At 67.5% G+C, this 20,069-nt stretch carries 19 protein-coding genes and 1 tRNA gene; 14 read left to right on the forward strand and 6 right to left on the reverse strand.

Translation table 11 applies throughout. The features are described from left to right. Positions 1 to 44: 44 nt before the first annotated feature. Positions 45 to 947, forward strand: coding sequence for a MurR/RpiR family transcriptional regulator (locus DXK93_RS18970; protein ID WP_225596896.1), 903 nt, complete (start codon positions 45 to 47; stop codon positions 945 to 947). Here the strand turns inward: DXK93_RS18970 and DXK93_RS18975 are convergent. Beyond that, complete coding sequence (locus tag DXK93_RS18975; protein ID WP_119450854.1) at positions 941 to 1,780, reverse strand: HAD-IIA family hydrolase; 840 nt, start codon at positions 1,778 to 1,780, stop codon at positions 941 to 943. The two genes, DXK93_RS18970 and DXK93_RS18975, sit on opposite strands and share 7 nt — an antisense overlap. A 232-nt stretch (positions 1,781 to 2,012) precedes the next feature. Here DXK93_RS18975 and DXK93_RS18980 point away from each other — a divergent pair, with 232 nt between their 5' ends. The 13 genes from DXK93_RS18980 to DXK93_RS19035 all read left to right on the forward strand — a co-directional run bounded on the left by DXK93_RS18980 (position 2,013) and on the right by DXK93_RS19035 (position 15,041). Beyond that, positions 2,013 to 2,948, forward strand: coding sequence for a phosphate/phosphite/phosphonate ABC transporter substrate-binding protein (locus tag DXK93_RS18980; protein WP_119450855.1), 936 nt, complete (start codon positions 2,013 to 2,015; stop codon positions 2,946 to 2,948). Between the two features lie 17 nt (positions 2,949 to 2,965). Then, positions 2,966 to 3,805: a phosphonate ABC transporter ATP-binding protein gene (locus DXK93_RS18985; protein WP_054450248.1), complete on the forward strand. Its 840-nt coding sequence runs from the start codon at positions 2,966 to 2,968 to the stop codon at positions 3,803 to 3,805. Beyond that, a complete protein-coding gene (gene phnE, locus DXK93_RS18990; protein ID WP_054450250.1) occupies positions 3,802 to 4,821 on the forward strand; it encodes a phosphonate ABC transporter, permease protein PhnE in 1,020 nt (339 codons plus the stop codon). Before DXK93_RS18985 ends, phnE begins: the two co-directional genes overlap by 4 nt. 86 nt (positions 4,822 to 4,907) lie before the next feature. Continuing rightward, entirely contained in the window at positions 4,908 to 5,078 is a 171-nt protein-coding gene (locus DXK93_RS32165; RefSeq protein ID WP_166738396.1) for a hypothetical protein, read from the forward strand. A gap of 37 nt (positions 5,079 to 5,115) precedes the next feature. Beyond that, a complete protein-coding gene (locus DXK93_RS18995; RefSeq protein WP_119450856.1) occupies positions 5,116 to 7,371 on the forward strand; it encodes a phosphocholine-specific phospholipase C in 2,256 nt (751 codons plus the stop codon). A 79-nt stretch (positions 7,372 to 7,450) separates the two neighbouring features. Continuing rightward, complete coding sequence (locus DXK93_RS19000; protein WP_119450857.1) at positions 7,451 to 8,872, forward strand: YadA-like family protein; 1,422 nt, start codon at positions 7,451 to 7,453, stop codon at positions 8,870 to 8,872. 86 nt (positions 8,873 to 8,958) lie between these two features. Then, positions 8,959 to 9,900: a LysR substrate-binding domain-containing protein gene (locus DXK93_RS19005; protein WP_119450858.1), complete on the forward strand. Its 942-nt coding sequence runs from the start codon at positions 8,959 to 8,961 to the stop codon at positions 9,898 to 9,900. A gap of 81 nt (positions 9,901 to 9,981) precedes the next feature. Then, positions 9,982 to 11,379, forward strand: coding sequence for a VOC family protein (locus tag DXK93_RS19010; protein WP_054451301.1), 1,398 nt, complete (start codon positions 9,982 to 9,984; stop codon positions 11,377 to 11,379). Continuing rightward, complete coding sequence (locus DXK93_RS19015) at positions 11,376 to 12,551, forward strand: alpha-hydroxy acid oxidase (protein WP_119450859.1); 1,176 nt, start codon at positions 11,376 to 11,378, stop codon at positions 12,549 to 12,551. Before DXK93_RS19010 ends, DXK93_RS19015 begins: the two co-directional genes overlap by 4 nt. Before the next feature lie 98 nt (positions 12,552 to 12,649). Then, positions 12,650 to 13,639, forward strand: a complete 990-nt coding sequence (locus tag DXK93_RS19020; RefSeq protein ID WP_119450860.1) for a tripartite tricarboxylate transporter substrate binding protein — start codon at positions 12,650 to 12,652, stop codon at positions 13,637 to 13,639. A gap of 156 nt (positions 13,640 to 13,795) precedes the next feature. Next, positions 13,796 to 13,880: transfer RNA gene (locus tag DXK93_RS19025), tRNA-Leu, on the forward strand. A 283-nt stretch (positions 13,881 to 14,163) separates the two neighbouring features. Further along, positions 14,164 to 14,433 (forward strand): hypothetical protein, encoded by a 270-nt coding sequence (locus DXK93_RS19030; RefSeq protein WP_119450861.1) that lies wholly within the window; start codon positions 14,164 to 14,166, stop codon positions 14,431 to 14,433. Between the two features lie 41 nt (positions 14,434 to 14,474). After that, entirely contained in the window at positions 14,475 to 15,041 is a 567-nt protein-coding gene (locus tag DXK93_RS19035; RefSeq protein WP_119450880.1) for a GrpB family protein, read from the forward strand. 31 nt (positions 15,042 to 15,072) lie between these two features. Here DXK93_RS19035 and DXK93_RS19040 read toward each other — a convergent pair whose 3' ends face one another. The 5 genes from DXK93_RS19040 to DXK93_RS19060 all read right to left on the reverse strand — a co-directional run bounded on the left by DXK93_RS19040 (position 15,073) and on the right by DXK93_RS19060 (position 20,048). Then, positions 15,073 to 16,281 (reverse strand): NAD(P)/FAD-dependent oxidoreductase, encoded by a 1,209-nt coding sequence (locus DXK93_RS19040; RefSeq protein ID WP_119450862.1) that lies wholly within the window; start codon positions 16,279 to 16,281, stop codon positions 15,073 to 15,075. A 134-nt stretch (positions 16,282 to 16,415) separates the two neighbouring features. Continuing rightward, positions 16,416 to 16,595 carry a hypothetical protein gene (locus DXK93_RS19045; protein ID WP_054450268.1) on the reverse strand — a complete coding sequence of 60 codons (180 nt, stop codon included), beginning with the start codon at positions 16,593 to 16,595 and terminating at the stop codon, positions 16,416 to 16,418. A gap of 256 nt (positions 16,596 to 16,851) precedes the next feature. Then, positions 16,852 to 17,484, reverse strand: a complete 633-nt coding sequence (locus DXK93_RS19050; protein ID WP_119450863.1) for a helix-turn-helix domain-containing protein — start codon at positions 17,482 to 17,484, stop codon at positions 16,852 to 16,854. Between the two features lie 83 nt (positions 17,485 to 17,567). Beyond that, complete coding sequence (locus tag DXK93_RS19055) at positions 17,568 to 19,022, reverse strand: amidohydrolase family protein (protein ID WP_119450864.1); 1,455 nt, start codon at positions 19,020 to 19,022, stop codon at positions 17,568 to 17,570. Positions 19,023 to 19,034: 12 nt separating this feature from the next. Continuing rightward, on the reverse strand, positions 19,035 to 20,048 hold the full coding sequence (locus DXK93_RS19060; RefSeq protein ID WP_119450865.1) for an ABC transporter ATP-binding protein: 1,014 nt from the start codon (positions 20,046 to 20,048) through the stop codon (positions 19,035 to 19,037). Between the last annotated feature and the right edge of the window lie 21 nt (positions 20,049 to 20,069).

Consider the following 20,069-nt stretch of genomic DNA (forward strand, 5'->3'; position numbering starts at 1 on the left):
GTATCGTTGCCTGCGCACCCGGTTCCCGTTTCTCGATCTCCGCCATGGCCACATCCAAACGCACTCCCCGAACCCCGCCCGCCGCCGATCAGCAGCGGGGCTCGCCGCAGGCCATGCTGGCGCGTATCCAGAGCCTGTTGCCCTCGATGGGGGCGGCCTCGCAGCGCATTGGCGAGTTCGTCATACGCAACCCCGCCGAGGTGGTGCACATGTCGGTCAGTGAAGTGGCCGAGCGCACCCAGTGCAGCGAAGGCAGCGTGGTGGGCTTTTGCAAGCTGCTGGGGGCCACGGGCTTTCAACAGCTGAAGATCGCGCTGGCGCAGCAGATCGTGCAGCCGGTGCAGTACATCCACGAAGACCTGGCCGCCCAGGACACGCCCGAGCAGGTCGTCAGCAAGATCTTCCATAGCAATATCCAGACCCTGCAGGAAACCGAATCGGTGCTGGACGTGGCAGCGCTGTCGGCCGCGGTGGACCTGATACGCGGCGCCCGCCGCGTTGAAATCTACGGCATCGGCAGCTCGGCCGTCATCGCGCACGACGCGCACTACCGCATGCTGCGCATCGGGCTGCATGCCACCGCAGTGACCGATTCCCACGTGCAGGCCATCAGCGCGTCGCTGACCGGGCCGGACGTCGCTGTGCTGACCATTTCGCACTCGGGCAGCACGCACGAGACGGTGTTGGCGACGCGGCTGGCCAAGGAAGCCGGCGCGCGCACGATCTGCATCACCAATTTCGGCAAATCGCCGATCCAGGAGCATGCGGACGTGGTGCTGCACACCATGTCGCGCGAGACCCGTTTCCGCACCGAGGCCATGACCAGCCGGCTGGCCCAGCTCGCCATCATCGACACCCTCATCGCTTGCCTGGCCTTGTCCGACTACGACAAGGCCGTCTCCACGCTGCGCAGCACCTTCGACGTGCTGTCGAACAAGCGCTACTGATCGTCTTCAATGCCCGCCGGCAGCGCATGTCGGCGCGGGCATGCGCTGTCCAGCAGCCTCGCCACGTCCGGCGCATCCGCGCAGGGCGCATTGCCCACCAGCAGGTAGCCGATACCCAGGCGTACCGCACCCAGCCCATCGGTGCGCACGTTGTCGCCGATCACCGTGACGTCCGCAGGCGCCAGGCCCAGCCGGCGCAATCCTTCCTCCAGCAGCATGGCTCCCGGCTTGCCGAGTATGTGCGGCCGCGCGCCGGGCGCGCAGGCCAGCACCGACTGCAATAGCGCGCCCGTCTCCGGGACGATGGCGCCTTGCGGGCCGGGATGGGTGAGGTCGCCGTTGCTGACCATCAACGCCGCGCCCCGCGCCAGCTCGCCTGCCAGGGTCTGCAGCGTCCCGTAGCCGAAGGAGAGATCGCGCGCCAGCAGCACGATGTCCGCATCGCGGTCGACCAACGCCAGCCCCAGTCCGGCCGCGAAACTGCGCAATGCGTCCGAGGCGCAGAGCAGCACCGCGGCCCGCGGGTTTTGCCGGGCGATATGGCGCACGGCCTGTTCACCGGCCAGGACCAGCATTCCGGCCTGCACCGGCAGGCCCATCGCCCGTAAACGCGGCGCCAGGTCCGCCGCCGTGTCGGTGGAATTGTTGGACACGATGACGCAGCGCCCTGCCCAGCGGGTCAGCAGCTCGCTGGCGCCCGGTATCACTTCATGCCCCCGGATCAATGTCCCGTCCAGGTCCAGGATCAGGCCGCGTGATCGGGCGGTCCAGGGCGGTTCTGCCGTCGGCGCTTGGGGGAAGGAAGCGAGGGGAGTGCGGGCAATGCGGGTCATGGATCGGCGTGGTGGCGTCGAAGCGCGTGCAGGGTTGAAAGAAGTGGGCGCCCGCTACGGTTCGGGCCTGCCCGGCGGCTGTGATTCTATCTGAACAAAATTCAAAAATTAATTTTTTTGATTTGAGAAATTTTCATTTGCCTGTCATGTGCGGTGACTAATCTGCGTTCCGGAATCAGGGCCGAGCACGCTGCGCCCCGATGGCAACCTCAACAAGACTAGGAACAGAAAAATGAAGATCCGCACCTGCGCGTCCGCCCTGGCGCTGGTTTCCCTGCTGGCCGCCGCGCCTCTCGCACAAGCCCAATCCCTGGCAGACGGCTCGCAGCAACGTCCGCTGCGCGTGCTGCTGATACCCGCCGACGGCGGCACCGAGTCGGGCACCAAGGCCGACTACGCGCCGATCTTCAACGCGATCACGCGCAGCACCGGCCTGCATTTCCAACTGACCGTGGGCCAATCCTACGGCGCCGTGGTCGAAGGCATGTGCAACCAGTTGGCCGAGGTCGCGTTCCTGGGTCCGGTTTCCTACGTGCAGGCGCATGAGCGCCAATGTGCGCAATTGCTGGCCGTGGGCGTGCAGAAGGGCGAATCCGCCTACTACGCCGCGATGTTCGCCAAGGCTGATTCGCCGATCAATACGTTGGCTGATCTGAAGGGCAAGCGCGCCGCGTTCGGCGACGTGAATTCGGCCTCCAGCTTCACCTTCCAGGTGGCATCCATGATCAAGGACGGCATGGACCCGGCCAAGGACCTGGCGGCGCTGCAACTGACCGGCAGCCACGCCAGCAGCCTCGCCGCGCTGGTACAGGGCCAGGTCGACGCGGCCGCGCTGTCGTTCGATTCCTTCGACAAGGCGGTGCGCCAGGGCGCGGTGGACCCGAAGTCCGTGAAGGTGATCTTCAAGAGCGAACCCATCCCGTATCCGCCGTTGGCGATGAACACCAAGCTGCCCGAGACGCTGAAGGCCACGCTCAAGCAAGCCTTTGCCACGGTCCATCAGGCGCCCGGTGTAACGCCTGACATGGTGCGCGGCTATGGCGGCGCCAAGCTGGATCGTTTCGACACCGAGTTCTCCGAGGCGCAGTTCGCCGGCCCGGCCTCGAAGATGGCCCTGCTGACCGACGAGATCAAGGGTGAAATCCTGCAGAAGGCGGCACAGCGGTGATCGGCGGAGCAAGCGAAATGGACATGCTGCGCTATGACGCTGTAGGCATGCGCTATGCCGATGGGACCGCGGCGCTGAACTCGGTATCGCTGCAGGTGCCGCGCGGCCAGTTCTGCGTGATCCTGGGCGCCTCGGGCGCGGGCAAGTCGACTTTGCTGCGCATGGCCAACGGCTTGACCGCGCCGACCCAAGGCGAAGTGTGGGTCGATGGCACGCAGGTGCAGCCCTCGACGCTGGCGGCCGTGCGGCCACGGATCGGCATGGTGCATCAGCACTTCAACCTGGTGTCGCGCGCGACGGTCGCGACCAATGTGCTGTCGGGCGCGCTGCCCGGCTTGCCGGCATGGCGCGCCTATCTGATGCGCTTCCCCGCGGAATTGCGCGAACGGGCCTGCAAGCTGGTGCGCGAAGTCGGCCTGCAGCCCGAGCACCTGCAACGCCGCGTGAGCGAATTGTCCGGCGGCCAGCAGCAGCGCGTGGGCATCGCCCGAGCGTTCATGCTGGCTCCGGCCTTGCTGCTGGCCGACGAGCCGGTGGCCAGCCTGGACCCGCGCATCAGCCGCGACATCCTGGAGTTGTTGCGCAATCAGGCACGCGAACGCGGCGCCACCGTGCTCTGCAGCCTGCATCAGGTCGACCTGGCCCGCGAGTTCGCCGACCGCATCGTGGCCCTGCGCCATGGCGTCATGGTGTTCGACGGACCGGCGGGCGCGTTCGATGAGGCCACTGCCCGTGCGCTGTATCAGGCGCCGCAGGCGGAAAGCGGCATGGCCGCGCTTGCGGGCCGCGGCCATGCTGAACCTCGCATGGCCAGGCCGATCCGGCCGGCGGTGCTGTCGGCGGGAGGCGCGCAATGAACACGCATGCATTGAAGACGCCGGCCGACAACGCGGCCTGGCGCCTGGATCCGCCCTATGGCGCCCGCGCGCTGCTGATCGTGATCGCCGCGCTGATGCTGTTCCTCTACACCGGGCAGCGGGTCGAGATGGGTCGCATGGCGGCGCTCACCCTGGACGGCGCGCTGGCGGCGGTGGGCCTGAAGGAGCAGTCCCAGGTCACCTCGGGCCTGGGCGCCCTGGCCGACAACCTGTTCCCGCTGCAGGTCTCGTACCGCACCGAGACTTCGCGCATAGAGGGCTTCGACCCGGACAGGCTGCCGTGGCTGGCGCATGTGGAAACGGTGCAGGTGACCGAGAGCCGGCTGAATCCGCACACGCTGAAGATGGAAGACGAGGTATCCACGCAGACCTATCTGGTCGAGCCGCTGGGCTATCTATGGCGGGTGGCGGTGAAGATGGTAGAGACCTTCGAGATCGCGATCTGGGCGACCTTGCTGGCCGTGCTGGGCAGTGCGCCGCTGGCCTATTGCAGCGCCCGCAACTACGCGCCCAACCGCCTGCTGTACGTGGCGGCGCGCGCCCTCGTCAGCATGTTCCGTGCGATGCCCGAGCTGATCTGCGCGCTGTTCCTGGTGCTGGCCTACGGCTTCGGCCCGATTGCCGGGGTGCTGGCGCTGGCCATCCATTCGATGGGATTCCTGGGCAAGTTCTACGCCGAGGACATCGAAACGGCCGACACCAAGCCGCAAGAGGCGCTGGCCGCGATCGGCGCCAGCAAGCCGCGCGTGCTGGCCTACGCAGTGCTGCCGCAGGTCATGCCCAAGTTCACCGGCTACACCCTGTACATCCTGGACCGCAACGTGCGCATGGCGACCGTCGTGGGCCTGGTGGGCGCGGGCGGCATCGGCCAGGAACTCAAAGGCCGCTACGACATGTACCAGTACGCCCACGTCGGGACCATTCTCGTCGTGATCTTCATCACCGTGTTCTTGCTGGACCAGGTCGCCGCCCGCTTGCGGCGCCGCTTGAGCTGAGCCGGCGCGGCGGCCAGCCAGGCCGCCGCGCCCCGATAGGTTTTCTGCCGGACGGACCCGGCAACGTTCCCTGACCAGGAGTTTTCATGACCCCGTACTTTGCACTGGGCCGCGCCCTTGTTGCGGCCATCGCCTTGAGTTTGACCCTTGCCGCCTGCGGCGGCGATGACGACTCGGATGACGGCGCGACCACGCCGCCCGAGACCGGACAGCCAGAGACGCCGCCGCCCGCGCCGCAACTGCGCTGCGCGCCCTGAACGCCCGATCCGCCCAACCCCACGCAAGAGTAGCCCCATGACCAAGACCTATCCCTCGCATCCCGCCAGCGCGTCCCCGGCCTTGCCGGGCCGCCGGCAGTTCTTCCGCTCCTCGGCCCAGGCGGCCGGCGCCCTGTCGGCAATGGCCTTGCTGCCCGCCTCGATCCAGCGCGCGCTGGCGGTGCCGGCCGCGGTTGAAAGCGGCACCATCAAGGACATCAAGCACATCGTGATCCTGATGCAGGAGAACCGCTCGTTCGACCACTATTTCGGCACCATGCGCGGCGTGCGCGGTTTCGGCGACCGCTTCCCGATTCCGCTGGCCAGCGGTAAATCGGTGTTCTTCCAGCCCGACCCCAAGGGCGGCCAGGACATCCAGCCCTTCCGCCGCGATTCCAGGACCAGCAACGCGCTGATCGGATCGGGCACGCCGCACAATTTCCCGGACCAGCAGGCAGCCTGGAACCAGGGCAAGATGGACCAGTGGATCCAGTACAAGAACCAGGCCACCATGGGCTTCTTCATGCGCGAGGACATTCCGTACCAGTTCGCGCTGGCCGACGCCTTCACGGTCTGCGACGGCTATCACTGTTCCATCCTGACCGGCACCGATCCCAACCGCATCGTGTTCTGGTCAGGCGCCAACGCCAATCCCGAACTGCGCAAGCTGGGCGTGAACAGCACCGACACCGATTCGGAACCCGTCAACTCGCGCTGCTGGCCTAACCCGTCCAACTGGGTGGCGGGCCGCGCGCAGCTGGCCGACGGTTCGGGCCAAGTCGACCCCGCGACCGGCGCCTACAACTACAAGTACGTGAACAGCGCCTTCAAGTGGGACACCTTGCCCGACCTGCTGCAGCGCGCCGGGGTCAGCTGGCACATCTACCAGAACATGAACAACAACTGGACGGGCGCCATGCACGGCTGCCTGGCCTTCAAGAGCTTCCGCACCGCGCAGCCGGGTTCGCCGATCTATGAGCATGGCCTGACGGGCGGCCCCGAGAAGAACGACGGCGCCGTCAACTTCCTTGCCCAGCTCAAGCAGGACGTCGCCAATGGCACTTTGCCGCAGGTGTCGTGGGTGTTGCCTACGCAGGCCCTGGCCGAGCATCCTGGCAGCAGCGAAGGCGTGGCCGGTGCCGCCGATTTCATCGCCGACGTGCTGGACGCGCTGACCTCCAATCCGGAAGTCTGGAGCAAGACCGCACTGTTCGTGACCTTCGACGAGAACGACGGCTTCTTCGATCACGCCGCCATGCCCGCAGTGCCGTCCTATGACGCCAATGGCGTGCTGATGGGCAAGTCCACCGTGCCGCTGGAGGGGGAGTATTTCGATGCCTCGGTGGGCAACTACCTGAAGGCCGACGACAAGATCACCGGCAACATCCGGCCGTGGGGTCTAAGCTCACGCGTGCCGATGTACGTCGTGTCGCCGTGGAGCAAGGGCGGCTGGGTCAATTCCCAGGTGTTCGACCATACCTCGGTGGGCCGGTTCCTGGAGCAGCGCTTCGACATCAAGGTCGACGCCATCAGTCCTTGGAGCCGCGCGGTCTGCGGCGACCTGACCACCTGCTTCGACTTCGTCAGTCCCAACGATCCGCGCGTGCCCACGCTGCCCGACACCAGCAACTATCCCGCGGTCAACGCGGCGCAGAAGCTGTTGCCCACCACCGCCGTGACCCAGGCGCCCGCAATCCCGCAGCCGCTGTTCCAGGAGACCGGCACGCGGCTGTCGCGCGCGCTGCCGTATGAACTGCACACCAGCGCCCGGTTGGGGGCGGATGGCGCGGTCGAACTGCTGTTCAGCAACACGGGCGAAGCCGGCGCGGTGTTCCATGTGTACGACAAGCGCAACCTGGACCTGATCCCGCGGCGCTACACCGTCGAAGCCGGCAAGACGCTGTCCGACACCTGGACCGGCGGCGACTATGACCTGTGGGTGTACAGCAGCAACGGCTTCGTGCGGACCTTCTCCGGCAATACGCAGCGTGGCGCGGCCTTGGAAGTGCAGGTCTGCTACGAGCCGGCAGGCAGCGCGCTCTACGTGAAGGTGTCCAACCGCGGCACGGCCAGCCTGCAGGCGAACCTGCAATCCAACGCCTACCGCAAGGACGGCCCCTGGACCCTGGCGGTCGAGCCGGGCAAGGTCGCCGAACACCACTGGTCCATCAAGGAAAGCGGCAACTGGTACGACTTCACCGTCACCGCCGAAGGCTTCGAACGCCGCTTCGCGGGACGCATGGAGAACGGCCGCGCGAGCGTCAGCGATCCGGCCATGGCGCTGCATCTGTGATGGCTCAGGCATGAGCGGGCCGGGCGCGCATCGGGGTGCGCGTCCGGCCGGTCCGCAACAACAATCGATCAACATACAAATGAAGCACACATACGCAATTCTGGCCGCCAACGGCTTGTCGGTGGCGGTTCTGGTGGGCGCGCTGGCCGGGGGATCGGCCGCGCAGGCGCAGACCGCGCCGCCTGTGAAGTGGGACGGCAGCAACCTCGGTTATGGGCCGGGCGCCGCTCAGGGCGTGACGGGCAAGGGCAATCACGCGATCGGCAAGAACGCTGGCGCCAACGTGAAAGGCAGCAACAACATCGGCCTGGGCAATGGCGCAGGCCAGGACGTGAGCACCAACTGGAACCTGGCGATCGGCGAGGGCGCGGGCTCCAAGGTCGGCGGCAAGAACGCCAACCAGGCCATCGGCTATTACGCCGGCACCAATGTGCAGGGCGGCTGGAACCAGTCGTTCGGCCGCAGCGCCGGCCAGAACGTCACGGGCGACTACAACGATGCCTTTGGCTTCTGGGCCGGCACGGATACGGTGGGCAACAACAATGCCGCCTATGGCACCAACGCCGGGCGCAATGTCACCGGCAACGGCAATTCGGCCTTCGGCCAGGAAGCGGGCCGCAACGTCGTCGGTGACGGCAACCTGGCGCTGGGCCAGAACGCGGGGCAGAACGTGGAGGGCGAGGGCAATCTGGCGCAGGGCAAGAACGCCGGGCAGAACGTGACCGGCGCCAACAACACGGCTGCCGGCGCCTACGCCGGCTATGGCGTGCAGGGCGACGGCAATACGGCTGGCGGGCTGGCTGCGGGGCGCGACGTCGTCGGCAATAACAACGTGGCGCAGGGCACGGCCGCGGGGTCGGGCGTGCGGGGCAACGACAACGTGTCGATAGGCTCGAACGCCGGACGCGGTTCCGTTGCCGACCGCAGCGTGTCGGTGGGAGCGGATTCGTCCGCGGCCACGCAGAGCGTCGCGGTCGGCGCAGGCGCGGTGGCCAGCGCGGGCAACAGCGTGGCGCTGGGGGCGGGGTCCTCGGCGGCGCGCGGCGCGCAGGAGAACTACGAAGCCTACGGCATGGCGCAGCCCCAAAGCTCCACGGGCGAGGTGAACGTGGGTGGACGCCAGATGACGGGCGTGGCTGCAGGCAGCGAGGACACCGATGCCGTCAACGTGGGCCAGCTGCGCGCCGCAAGCAGCGCAAGCGAGGCGCGCGTGGGCGCCGTCGAGCATTCCCTGCAGAACCTGCGCAGCGATCTGGAGTCCCAGGAGCGCATGCTGAGCGCGGGGGTGGCTGCGGCCATGGCGACGGCTTCCTTGCCGCAGGCCTACTTGCCCGGCCGCAACATGCTGTCCATGGCGGGCGGCACCTGGAACGGCGAATCGGGTTACGCCCTGGGGCTGTCGCGCGTGTCCAGCGGCGGGCGCTGGGTCTACAAGGTGTCGGCCAACGGCACGTCCCGCGGCGACTTCGGCGGCGCCGCGGGGGTCGGATACCAGTGGTGAGGCCGGGCCTGCGATAATGCCGCAAGCGCGGCGGCCGGCGATGGAACGCGGGCCGCCGCCAGCACAGGCATACCCGGATCGGCCCCATGGAAAAGCGTTTGATGCCATCGATGATGGCGCTGCAATGTTTCGAGGCGGTGGCGCGGCACATGAGCTTCACGCGCGCCGCCGAGGAACTGCACATGACCCAGAGCGCGATCAGCAAACAGATCGCGCAGCTGGAGGCGCTGCTGCGCAACCCGCTGTTCCTGCGGGTGCGGCGGCGCCTGCAACTGACGCCTGCGGGAGCCTTGTACCAGTCCGAGGTCAGGGCCATCCTGAACCAGGTGGACATGTCCTCGCGCTACATCCTGACCTACGGCAGCGAGACTCAGGTGCTGACCATCGGCACCCAGCCCACCTTCGGCGCGCGCTGGCTGATCCCGCGCCTGCAGGGCTTCATGGCCGCCCATCCCGACATCCAGGTCAAGGTGCGCAGCGAAACGCGGCCCTTCGACCTGATGCAGGCCAAGATCGACATCTCCTTCTTCTTCGGCCATGGCACCTTGCCGGGCGCCCAGTGCCGGGAATTGTTCGAGGCCGAGGTCGTGCCGGTGTGCGCGCCCGGCTTTCTTCCGGGTGACAGGGTCGACAGCCTGGAGGCGCTGAGCGCGCAGGCGTTGATCCAGTGCGCCTCGCGCCCGGAGGCCTGGCACGACTACTTCTCGCGCCAGCAGTTCCAGTCCGACCGCAGCTACCACGGTCCCCGCTTCGATACCTTCTACATGTGTGTGCGCGCTGCGGAAGGCGGTTGCGGCGTGGCGTTGACGCCGCGCCTGCTGGCCGAAGAAGAGCTGCAGGCCGGCAAGCTGGTGATTCCCTGGGACTACGTGCAGCCCAGCGACGGCGCGTACTTCGTCGCCTATTCCGAGCACTCGGCCGAAGTGCCCAAGATCAAGCAGTTCGTCGCCTGGGTTGAGGAAGAGGCCGCGCGCAAGCGTGAGCGCGACGCCCAGCGGGCGCGGTCCATGAAAAAACGGACTGATTAAGCCGATTTTTTTCATTTGATCGCACGCGCGGCGCATGATTTCATGCGGGCCATCCTTGTTTACCGATGTGCCGAGCCCGCCATGAGTCAGAATTTCGTCAATCCGGACCAGATCCGCGCCTGGTTCTCCCGCGCCATGTCCGACATGTACAAGTCGGAAGTGCCGCTGTACGACACGCTGCTGGACCTGGTCGCCCAGGTCAACGCCAAGACGCTGGCCGAACAGCCCGAGTTGGCCGCCCAACTGGCCCGCACGGGCGAGATCGAGCGCCTGGACATCGAGCGCCACGGCGCGATCCGCGTCGGCACCGCGCAGGAACTGGCCAACATGCGGCGCGTGTTCGCCGTGATGGGCATGCAGCCGGTGGGCTACTACGATCTGTCGCCGGCCGGCGTACCGGTGCATTCCACCGCCTTTCGCGCCACCCACGAAGCCTCGCTGCAGGCCAGCCCCTTCCGCGTCTTCACCTCGCTGCTGCGGCTGGAACTGATCGCCGACGAGGCCCTGCGCGAGAAGGCCGCGCGCATCCTGGCCGCGCGCCAGATATTCACCGCGCGTACGCTGGAACTCGCGGCCCGCTTTGAGGCGCAGGGCGGACTGGTTGAAGCCGAGGCCCGCGAATTCGTGGCCGAAGCCCTGCACACTTTCCGCTGGCACAGCGAGGCCACCGTCAGCCTGGAAGACTACGAGGAACTGCACGGCCAGCACCGCCTGATCGCCGACGTGGTGGCCTTCAAGGGCCCGCACATCAATCACCTGACTCCGCGCACGCTGGACATCGACGAGGCCCAGGCCGAGATGCCGCGCCGCGGCGTGTCAGCGAAGGCCGTGATCGAAGGCCCGCCGCCGCGCAAATGTCCGATACTGCTGCGCCAGACCAGCTTCAAGGCGCTGGAGGAAGCGGTCCTGTTCGCCGGCGCCGACGGCCAGTCCGCGGCCGGCAGCCACACGGCGCGCTTCGGTGAGATCGAGCAGCGCGGCGTCGCGCTGACCCGCAAGGGCCGCGCGCTCTACGACCAATTGCTGGACCTGGCCCGCAGCCGCATCAGCGGCGCGCCCAACGAAGGCAATGCCGCGGCCTACATGCAGAACCTGCAGGACTGTTTCGCCGCCTTCCCGGATGACTATGATGCGCTGCATGCGCAGGGGCTGGCCTATTTCCGCTATTTCCTGACCGGCAAGGACGGCGCGGATGCGCAAGCCAGCCTGCAGGACCTGATCGCCCAGGGCTACATCCGCTTCGAGCCGCTGGTGTACGAGGACTTCCTGCCCGTCAGCGCGGCCGGCATCTTCCAGTCGAACCTGGGCGACAAGGCCCAGGCCGAATACGCGCAGAACGCCAGCCAGGCGGCTTTCGAGCAGGCCCTGGGCGCCCAGGTGCAGGACGAGCTGGCGCTCTACCAGGACACGCAGGACCGTTCGCTGGCCGCCTGCATGCAGGCGCTGCGCGCACAGGCCGGCTCGCCGGTGGCCGCATGAGCCGTCTGGATCGTTGCCTGTCCGTGCGCGACTTCGAACGCGAGGCGCGGCGCATCATGCCGCGCTGCGTCGAAGGCTACGTCTGCGGCGGCACCGAGGACGGCGCCTCGCTGGCCGAGAGCGTGCGCGCATTGAGCGACGTGGGTTTCCGGCCGCGCGGCCTGCGCGTGGTGGACCAGCGCAGCAGCCAGGTCGAACTCTACGGCCAGCGCTACGCCATGCCGGTGGGCTTCGCGCCTACCGGGTTCTCCGCCATCGTCATGCATGAGTGCGACCTGGCGCTGGCGCAGGTCGCCCAGCAGGCCGAGATACCGTTCATCATCAGCGGCGCTTCCAGCGTGCCGCTGGAACGCTTGCAGGAGGCCACGGGCAAGCGCTGCTGGTACCAGGCCTATCTGCCGGGCAATACCGAGCGCATCGGCAAGCTGATGGCGCGGCTGCGCCAGGCCGAGATCCCGGTGCTGGTCGTGACCATCGACACCTGCGTCGGCGCCAACCGCGAGAACCTGCAGAAGCTCTCGTTCACCGTGCCCTTCAAGCTCAGCCCCAGCGTGATGCTGGACGGCATGCGCCACCCGCGCTGGAGCTTCAACGTCTTCCTGCGCACGCTGCTGGGCAGCGGCATCCCCAGGTTCTCGAACCTGTACGAAGAGATCGGCCCGCCCATCACCCAGGACCCGCCCAACGGCTTTCGCGGCGAACGCGACAAGCTGTCGTGGGAACACATCCGCTGGATCCGCGAGAACTGGCCGGGCAAGCTGGTGCTCAAGGGCGTGATGCATCCCGATGATGCGCGCCTGGCCTGCGCGGCGGGCGCCGACGGCGTGATCGTGTCGAACCACGGCGGACGCCAGCTGGATGGCTGCATCTCGCCCGTGCAGGCGCTGCCCGACGTGGTGGCCGCGGTGCCGCCCGGCTTCCCGGTGATGGTGGACGGCGGTTTTCGCCGCGGCTCCGACGTGCTCAAGGCCGTGGCCCTGGGCGCGCGCATGGTCTTCACCGGCCGGCCCCAATTGTTCGGCGCGGCCGTGGCCGGCAGCGCCGGCATCCGCAAAGTGGCGGACATATTCCGCAGCGAGATCTCGACCAACATGGCGCTGCTCGGCTGCGCGACGCTGGCCGACCTCACGCCGGACCTGATCGCGCCCTTGCGGCCGGCAGGCGCTGCCTGACGCGGGCGGCGGTGCCGCCCCGGGCAGCAGCGCCCGCACAACAACAAAAAACGGTGCGCATCCCCATGCGCGCCCATCCGTTTTCGACAGGAGGAAACATGAAGAAGATCTATACCAAACTGGCCGGCGTGGCGGCAGTGCTGGCGTGCATCGCCAGCGGACCGGCGCAGGCCCAGGCCGGCGCCTATCCGACCAAGCCGGTGCGGCTGGTCGTGGGCTACGCCCCGGGCGGCACCACCGACATCAGCGCGCGCATGATCGCCGACGTGCTGGGCAAGGAGTTCGGCCAGACCTTCGTGGTGGAGAACAAGCCCGGCGCCAACAGCAACATCGGCGCCGAGTCCGTCGCCCGCTCGGCGCCCGACGGCTACACGCTGTTCGTCGGATCGATTTCCACCGCGATCAACCAGTCGCTCTATTCCAAGATGTCCTATGACGCGCTCAAGGACCTGGACGCCGTCGCCCTGCTGAACGTGGTGCCCAACATCCTGGCCATCAACGCCAGCGTGCCCGTCAAGTCGGTGCAGGAATACATCGCCTACGCCAAGAAGAACCCCGGCAAGCTCACCTGCGCTTCGCCCGGCAACGGCTCGTCCGCCCACCTGGGCTGCGAACTCTTCAAGATGAAGACCGGCATCGACATCCTGCACGTTCCGTACCGCGGCAGCGGCCCGGCCGTGGCCGACCTGCTGGGCGGACAAGTGGACTCGATCTTCGACAACCTGCCGCCGCTGCTGCCGCATGTGCGCGCCGGCAAGCTGACCGGCCTGGCCGTCACCACCGCCAGCCGCGTGCCGTTCGCCCCGGAAATCCCCACCATCGCCGAATCCGGCGTGGAAGGCTTTGACGTGGCAGCCTGGTTCGGCGTGTACGCGCCGGCCGGTACACCGCCCGAAATCGTCCAGAAGGTCAACGCCGCCATCAACAAGGCCCTGACCTCCGACGCCGCGCTGGCCGCCAGCTACCAGACCAACGGCTTCCTGATGCCCCCGCCGCCCAACACGCCGCAAGCATTCAAGGCCTTCATGGAAAGCGAAACCCGCAAGTGGGGCGAAGTCGTCAAGGCGACCAACCTGCAGATCAACTGATAGGCGGGGGGAGGGGCGTTCGCGGCTCCTCTGGATAGTACTTGGGGACGGATTGGTGGCATGCCAGCGACAAAGCGGCACGGAACCACCCGTTTCCCAATTTGCGTGATAGAATGTTCGACTTTCCAGGAAAGCACGCTTTTCTGGCTGAAGTTAGCCGACGTGGTGAAATTGGTAGACACGCTATCTTGAGGGGGTAGTGGCGAAAGCTGTGCGAGTTCGAGTCTCGCCGTCGGCACCAAGAATTTGTTCCAGGGGTCGCCCCTGGAAAACGCAAAAGACCCGCATTCCTTTGACCAGGATGCGGGTTTTTTTATTTCGCGGTGTTCCCAGCGCCGCGGCAACTATCGGGAACGCATGGCCAGCCAGCTGCGGCAGTCTACCCGCACTCAAAGGCGCTGCCATATGCCGCGAGCAGAGTCTTGCACCGTCAGACCGGCAATGTTTCGAAGCAATTGCCCGTGAATCCCTGATTCCAAGAGCCTGCTATAAAGTCGGCTACAGCTTTTCTGCAGGACCAGGAAATGTCCATTCAAACGTTGAGCCGCTGTGGTGTGGCGATTTTCGCGGCTGCGCTGATGGCCGGTTGCTCGTCCAGCGGTTCCAAGACTTCGGATCAGGCTGCCGCCAAGTCGTATTCCTCCTCTGCCCGCGCCGGCGGCGAGTGCGCGAGCCGCAGCAAGTGCATCTACAAGGGTGCCTACGAATCAGGGGAACGGAACTACGCCGAAGCGGAAGCCAAGCGCCTGAACATGGCCGAGCTGGAGCGCCTGCGTCGCGCTTTCGGCAATTGAACCCGGCAGGAAACCGGCGCGCGCCCACGCCGGAAGAAATCATGCGGCACTACGACTCGGATCCGGACGAGGATCCCTGGGTCCGTGGCAAGCCGGCGCCGGAATTGGTCGCGGTCGTACCCTATGACCCCGATTGGCCGGTCCGTTATGGCCAGCTTGCGACGCAGGTGCGCGAGGCCTTGGGACCGGCGGCGCTTGCGGTCGAGCATATGGGATCGACGGCGGTTCCGGGCCTGCCGGCCAAGCCGGTGATAGATATAGACCTGACAGTGGCCGACCCCGTCCAGGAGGACTCTTATGTCCCCGCGCTGGAGGCGGCCGGTTACGCGCTGGTCTTGCGGGAGCCGTCCTGGCATCAGCACCGTCTTTTGCAGCTGGCCGCGCCGCGCGTGAACCTGCATGTGTTCGGCCCGGACTGCCCCGAGAACGTCCGCCACCGGATGTTCCGCGACTGGCTGCGCCAGCACGACGCCGATCGCGATCTGTATGCCCAGGCCAAGCGCGAGGCGGCGGTCGGCGCGATGCAGGTCATGGACTACAACAAGCGCAAGGAAGCGGTCCTGCGCCAGATCTACCAGCGCATGTTCCGCGCCGCCGGCTTCATCTGAGGCGCGCCGGCGCGGACTTTCTCCATCCGCCTCAGTAGTGGCTTTTCAGTGGCACGGCCGGGTCGGCCAGCACGTCGCGGGGCGGGTTCAGCCCCAGCTCCAGCAGCTTGCGCGCCGCCAGGTGGTCCATCGGGGCGTTGATCGATTCGACGCAGACCAGATGGCCGTCGGCAAAGTGCAGGATCGAGAAGCTGCCGGGCTTGGCGCCCGGGCGCAGGACGCGCTCGGTGTCCGGCGGCGCCAGGCCGGCGATCTGCAGGCGCAAGGCGCCCTGGTCGGACCAGAACCAGGGCAGAGCGTGATACGGCGTCTTGGTGCCGAGCAGCACGCCGGCCAGGGTGCGGGCCTGGTCGTTGGCGTTCTGCACCGACTCCAGGCGCAGGGTCTTGCCCCAGCGCGCATACGGAAACGAGGTGCAGTCGCCGATGGCGTAGATGCCGGGCGCCGAGGTTTGCATCAGCCCGTCCACCACGATGCCGTTCAGGCAGTCCAGGCCCGCGGCCTGCGCCAGCGTGATCTCGGGGACGGCGCCGATGCCGGCGACCAGCAGGTCCACCGGATGCTCCACGTCGTTGACGACTACGCTGCGCACGCGGCCGTTCTCGGTCCGGATGTGTTGCAGGTCGGAGGACAGGCGCAGGTCGACGCCGGACTCGTGCAGCACGCGGGCGACGTGGTCCGAGGCTTCGGGCGACACGGAGCGCGCCAGCAGGCGCGGCGCGGATTCGAAGACGGTGACCGGGCGTCCCAGGGCGCCGGCCGTGGCCGCGATTTCCAGGCCGATGAAACCGCCGCCCACGACCGTGACCGAAGGCGCGTCGGCGATCGCGGCGCGCAGGCGCGCGGCATCGTCGGCGTTGCGCAGGTAGATCAGGTTCTGGAGCTCATCAGGGACGTCCGGCAGGCGCCGCGCGCGCGTGCCGGTGGCCAGCACCAGCGCGTCATAGTCCAGCTGTTTGCCCGAAGCCAGCGTCAAGCGGCGCGCGTCGCGGTCTATGCCGACCGCGGGATCGGCCAGCAGCACCTGCACGCCGGCGTCGGCGTAGACCGCCTCGGCGCGCAGCAGCTGGATCGGGGCTTCCGGATCCTTGATGTAGGTCTTGGAGAGCGGCGGGCGGTGGTAGGGCAGCGAGGCCTCTTCGCACACCAGCGTCAGGCTGCCGGGAAAGCCGCCTTCTATCAGGCTGGCGCACAATTGCGCCGCCGCGTGGCCGCCGCCGACGATTACCACCTTCTGCATGCATGACTCCTGTTCTGCCTGGCCCGGTCTCGGGCCGAATCGGCAATGCTACCGCAGGTGGCAGCTGGAGGAAGTGCATGAAAGTGGCCACTGCGCGTCCGAACGAGATCGGGTCGCAGCGATTGGGGGCGGGTTCAGGCGCCCGGCAGCATGTAGCGGGCGGAAACGGCCAGGATGCGCTGTGCGGATTCGCGCAGCCTGCGCGCTTCGCGGTGGGCGTGGAGGGAAACCACGGCGTCGTAGCGGCGCGCGCTGAGCGGGCCGGCCAGTAGCACCGGGCGGCGGGTAAGTATGGGGGATATCAAGCGTTGCATGTGGAGCATTCCTGCGGGCGTCAGGCCCTGTCGATGCCAGGTATCGTAAGGCGGCCAGGGGCGGCGGCCAACGAAATACCTTTTATATGAATATCCGGCGCGCGCCCGGGATCGGGGGCTGGCGGATATCCGGACGCCAGTATCGCCCGCGAGTATGACAGCCATATGCCAGCGCTGCGCGCGGCCGCCCGGCAGGGAACGGGCGGGCCTGCGCACAGACGTTCCGGGCGGCCGCGCCCTTAACGCGGCCGCCGCCTCAGGGCGCCTTCAACCGCGACGGCACTTCGCCCACGTCGCTGCACACCGCCAGCACTTCGGCGGGCTTCTTGCTCATGGACAGGTACACGTGGCCGATGCTGCTGTCGAAGTAGGCGGTCTCCAGCTTGCCCAGCACGACGCTGTCGCCATTTTCGAACTGGATGCGGACCTTGCCCGACAGCACCAGCGCGAATTCCTGGCCCGGGTGCCGGATGTAGTCCTCGAACTCCACCACCTTGCGCGAGTCGATGAGCGCCAGCATGGGCGTCATCTTCTTGCCGGGGTATTCGCCCATGAGCAGGCGGTAGTGGTAGTTCTCGGTGACGTAGTCGCGGGCGTCGCTGAGCTTGTTCTTGACGAAGGTGGGGGCGACGGCGGCCTGCGAGGCGTCCGGCAGCATGAACATGCGGGTCATGTCTATGCCGAGCGCGCCCGCCAGGGCGGCGAACTTCTCGTAGCTGAGGGCGATCTGCCCCAGCTCAGCTTTCGACAGTGTCGACACCGCGATGCCGCTGGCGGCGGACAGCGCCTGCAGGGTCATCTTGCGCGCCTTGCGCTCGGCCCGCAGGCGAGCGCCCATTTCTTCCTTGCCGACGATCTCGGGCGGGGATGTAGTGCCGGGTAGGGCCATGTAGCGATCTGGCAGGTAGGGGGTGGTTGGGGCAGGGCCCGCAAGCCCCGCTGCGTATGCCGGATTGTAAGGGCTGGCCGGGATCAGGCACCCGCCCGGTTGAGGACGCGGCCCGCGTGCTGGCCGGTGAAGGCCTGGCCTTCCCAGACGGGCGCGCCGTTGACGTACACCGAGTGGATGCCCGCGGCGCGCTCGGTGGGACGATCGAAGGTGGCCGAGTCGGCCACGGTGGCGGGGTCGAAGACCACCAGGTCGGCGTAGTAGTCGGGCTGCACCTGGCCGCGTTCGGCCAGGCCGAACTTGGCGGCGGTCAGGCCGGTCATCTTCCAGACCGCGGTTTCCAGCGGGAACAGGCCCAGGTCGCGTGAGTAATGGCCCAGCACGCGTGGGAAGGTGCCCCACAGGCGCGGGTGCGGACGCTCGTCGTGGGGCAGGCCGTCGGAGCCGATCATGGTGGGGCCGAACGCCAGGATGCGCTGCACGTCGGGCTCGTCCATCATGAAGTAGATGGCGCCTGCGGGCTGCAGCTCCGGCACCACGTCGTACTTGGACTTGCCGCGCTCGGCGGCGATTTCCTCCAGGTCGCGCCCGCTCAGTTCGGGAAAGGGCTTGCACCAGGTGATGAGCGTGCGGCCAGCCAGCAGCACGCGGTCCTGCTTGAGCATGGTGGAGCCGGCCACGTAGGGATAGGCGTCCAGCGACACGTCCTGGCTGGCCATGGCGGCCTCGATCAGCGCCAGCGTTTCCTTGGAGCGGCCGAAGTTGGGCTTGCCCATGACCTTGTGGTGCGAGATCACCACCGGCACGTCCAGTTCGCGGCCGATGCGGAAGGTCTCTTCCAGCGCCGCCACGATATGTTCGCCTTCGTCGCGCATGTGGGTGGCGTAGACGCCGCCATGCGTGCCCAGCGGGCGGCACACCGCGATGATTTCCTCGGTGCTGGCATGGGCCGCGGGCGGATAGAACGCGCCGGTGGAAATGCCGATGGCGCCGCTGGCGAGCGCGTCGTCGGCCAGCGCCCGCATGGCCTGGATTTCCTCGGCCGTGGCTTCGCGCTTCAGATCGGGCATGACGGCAGCGCGCAGGGTGGAATGGCCCACCATGCAGGCGGCGTTGACCGCGGGCGGCGCGGCGCGCAGGGCCTCCAGGTAGTCGGAGAAGCGCTCGAAGCGGAACGAGCCGCCTTCGTCCAGCAGGTCCAGCGGCGCGGGCGGGTTGGCGTGCGCCAACGGCGCCAGGCTGATGCCGCAGTTGCCGGTGACCACGGTGGTGACGCCTTGCGAGATCTTGGGCGTCATGTCGCGGTGCTTGAGCAGATAGTTGTCGTCGTGCGTGTGCGAATCGATGAAACCCGGCGACACCACTTTGCCGGCCACGTCGATGCGCCGCCGGGCACTGCTGGCGCTCAGGTCGCCGACGGCGGCGATGCGGTCGCCGCGCACGCCGACATCGGCCAGCCGGCCCGGCGAGTTGGTGCCGTCGATGACGGTGCCGCCGGCAAGGATGTAGTCGAACGGGGTGGCGTCGGTCTGGGACATGCGTATCTCCGGCTAAACGGGGGTGGCGAAGTGGCAGGCGACCTGCTGTTCGGGGGCGATCTGGCGCGGCTGCGGCGCTTCCTCGGCGCAACGCGGCTGCGCCATCGGGCAACGGGTGCGGAAGGCGCAGCCCGAGGGCGGCGACAGCGGGCTGGGAATCTCGCCCTTGAGCACTTCCACGGGCTTGCGCTCGCCCTGTCGGGCCGAAGGGACGGCGGCCAGCAGGGCGCGGGTATAGGGATGGGCGGGCCGTTCGAAGATGGCCTCGCGGGTGCCGGTCTCGACGATCTTGCCCAGGTACATCACGGCGACGCGATGGCTGATGTGGCGCACCACGCTCAGGTCGTGCGAAATGAAGACATAGGTCAGCCCCAGGTCGCGCTGCAGGTCCATCAACAGGTTGATGACCTGCGCCTGCACCGACACGTCCAGCGCCGACACCGGTTCATCGCAAACGATCAGGCCCGGGTCCAGCGCCAGCGCGCGGGCGATCACGATGCGCTGGCGCTGGCCGCCGGAGAACTCGTGGGGATAGCGGTCGGCGGCGTCCGGGCGCAGGCTGACGCGGGCCAGCAACTGCGCGACTCGGTCGCGGATGGCCGCGCGGCTGTGGCCGAAGGCGCGCAGCGGCTCGCCGATGATGTCGCGCACCCGCATGCGCGGGTTCATCGACGAGAACGGATCCTGGAAGATGAACTGCATGCGCTGGCGCATGGCGCGCAGCTCGCGGCTGTTCATGGCGGCCAGGTCGCGGCCTTCCAGCAGGATGCGACCTTCGGTGGGATCGGTCAGGCGGATCAGGCATTTGCCGGTGGTCGATTTGCCGCAGCCGGATTCGCCCACCAGGCTCAGCGTCTGGCCGCGCGGCACCGACAGGGAAACGCCGTCGACCGCGCGCAGCACCTTGGCGCCGCTGCCGCTGTCCACGGGGTAGTGTTTCTTCAGGCCTATGACTTCCAGCATGGGCGGGGCGTCGGCGGCGGCCGCGGACACGGCGCTCGCAAGGGGGATGTCGTGCAGATTCATGGCTGTCTCTTATACACATCT

The sequence above is a fragment of the Achromobacter sp. K91 genome, assembly GCF_003576205.1.
Lineage (GTDB): Bacteria > Pseudomonadota > Gammaproteobacteria > Burkholderiales > Burkholderiaceae_B > Achromobacter > Achromobacter aegrifaciens.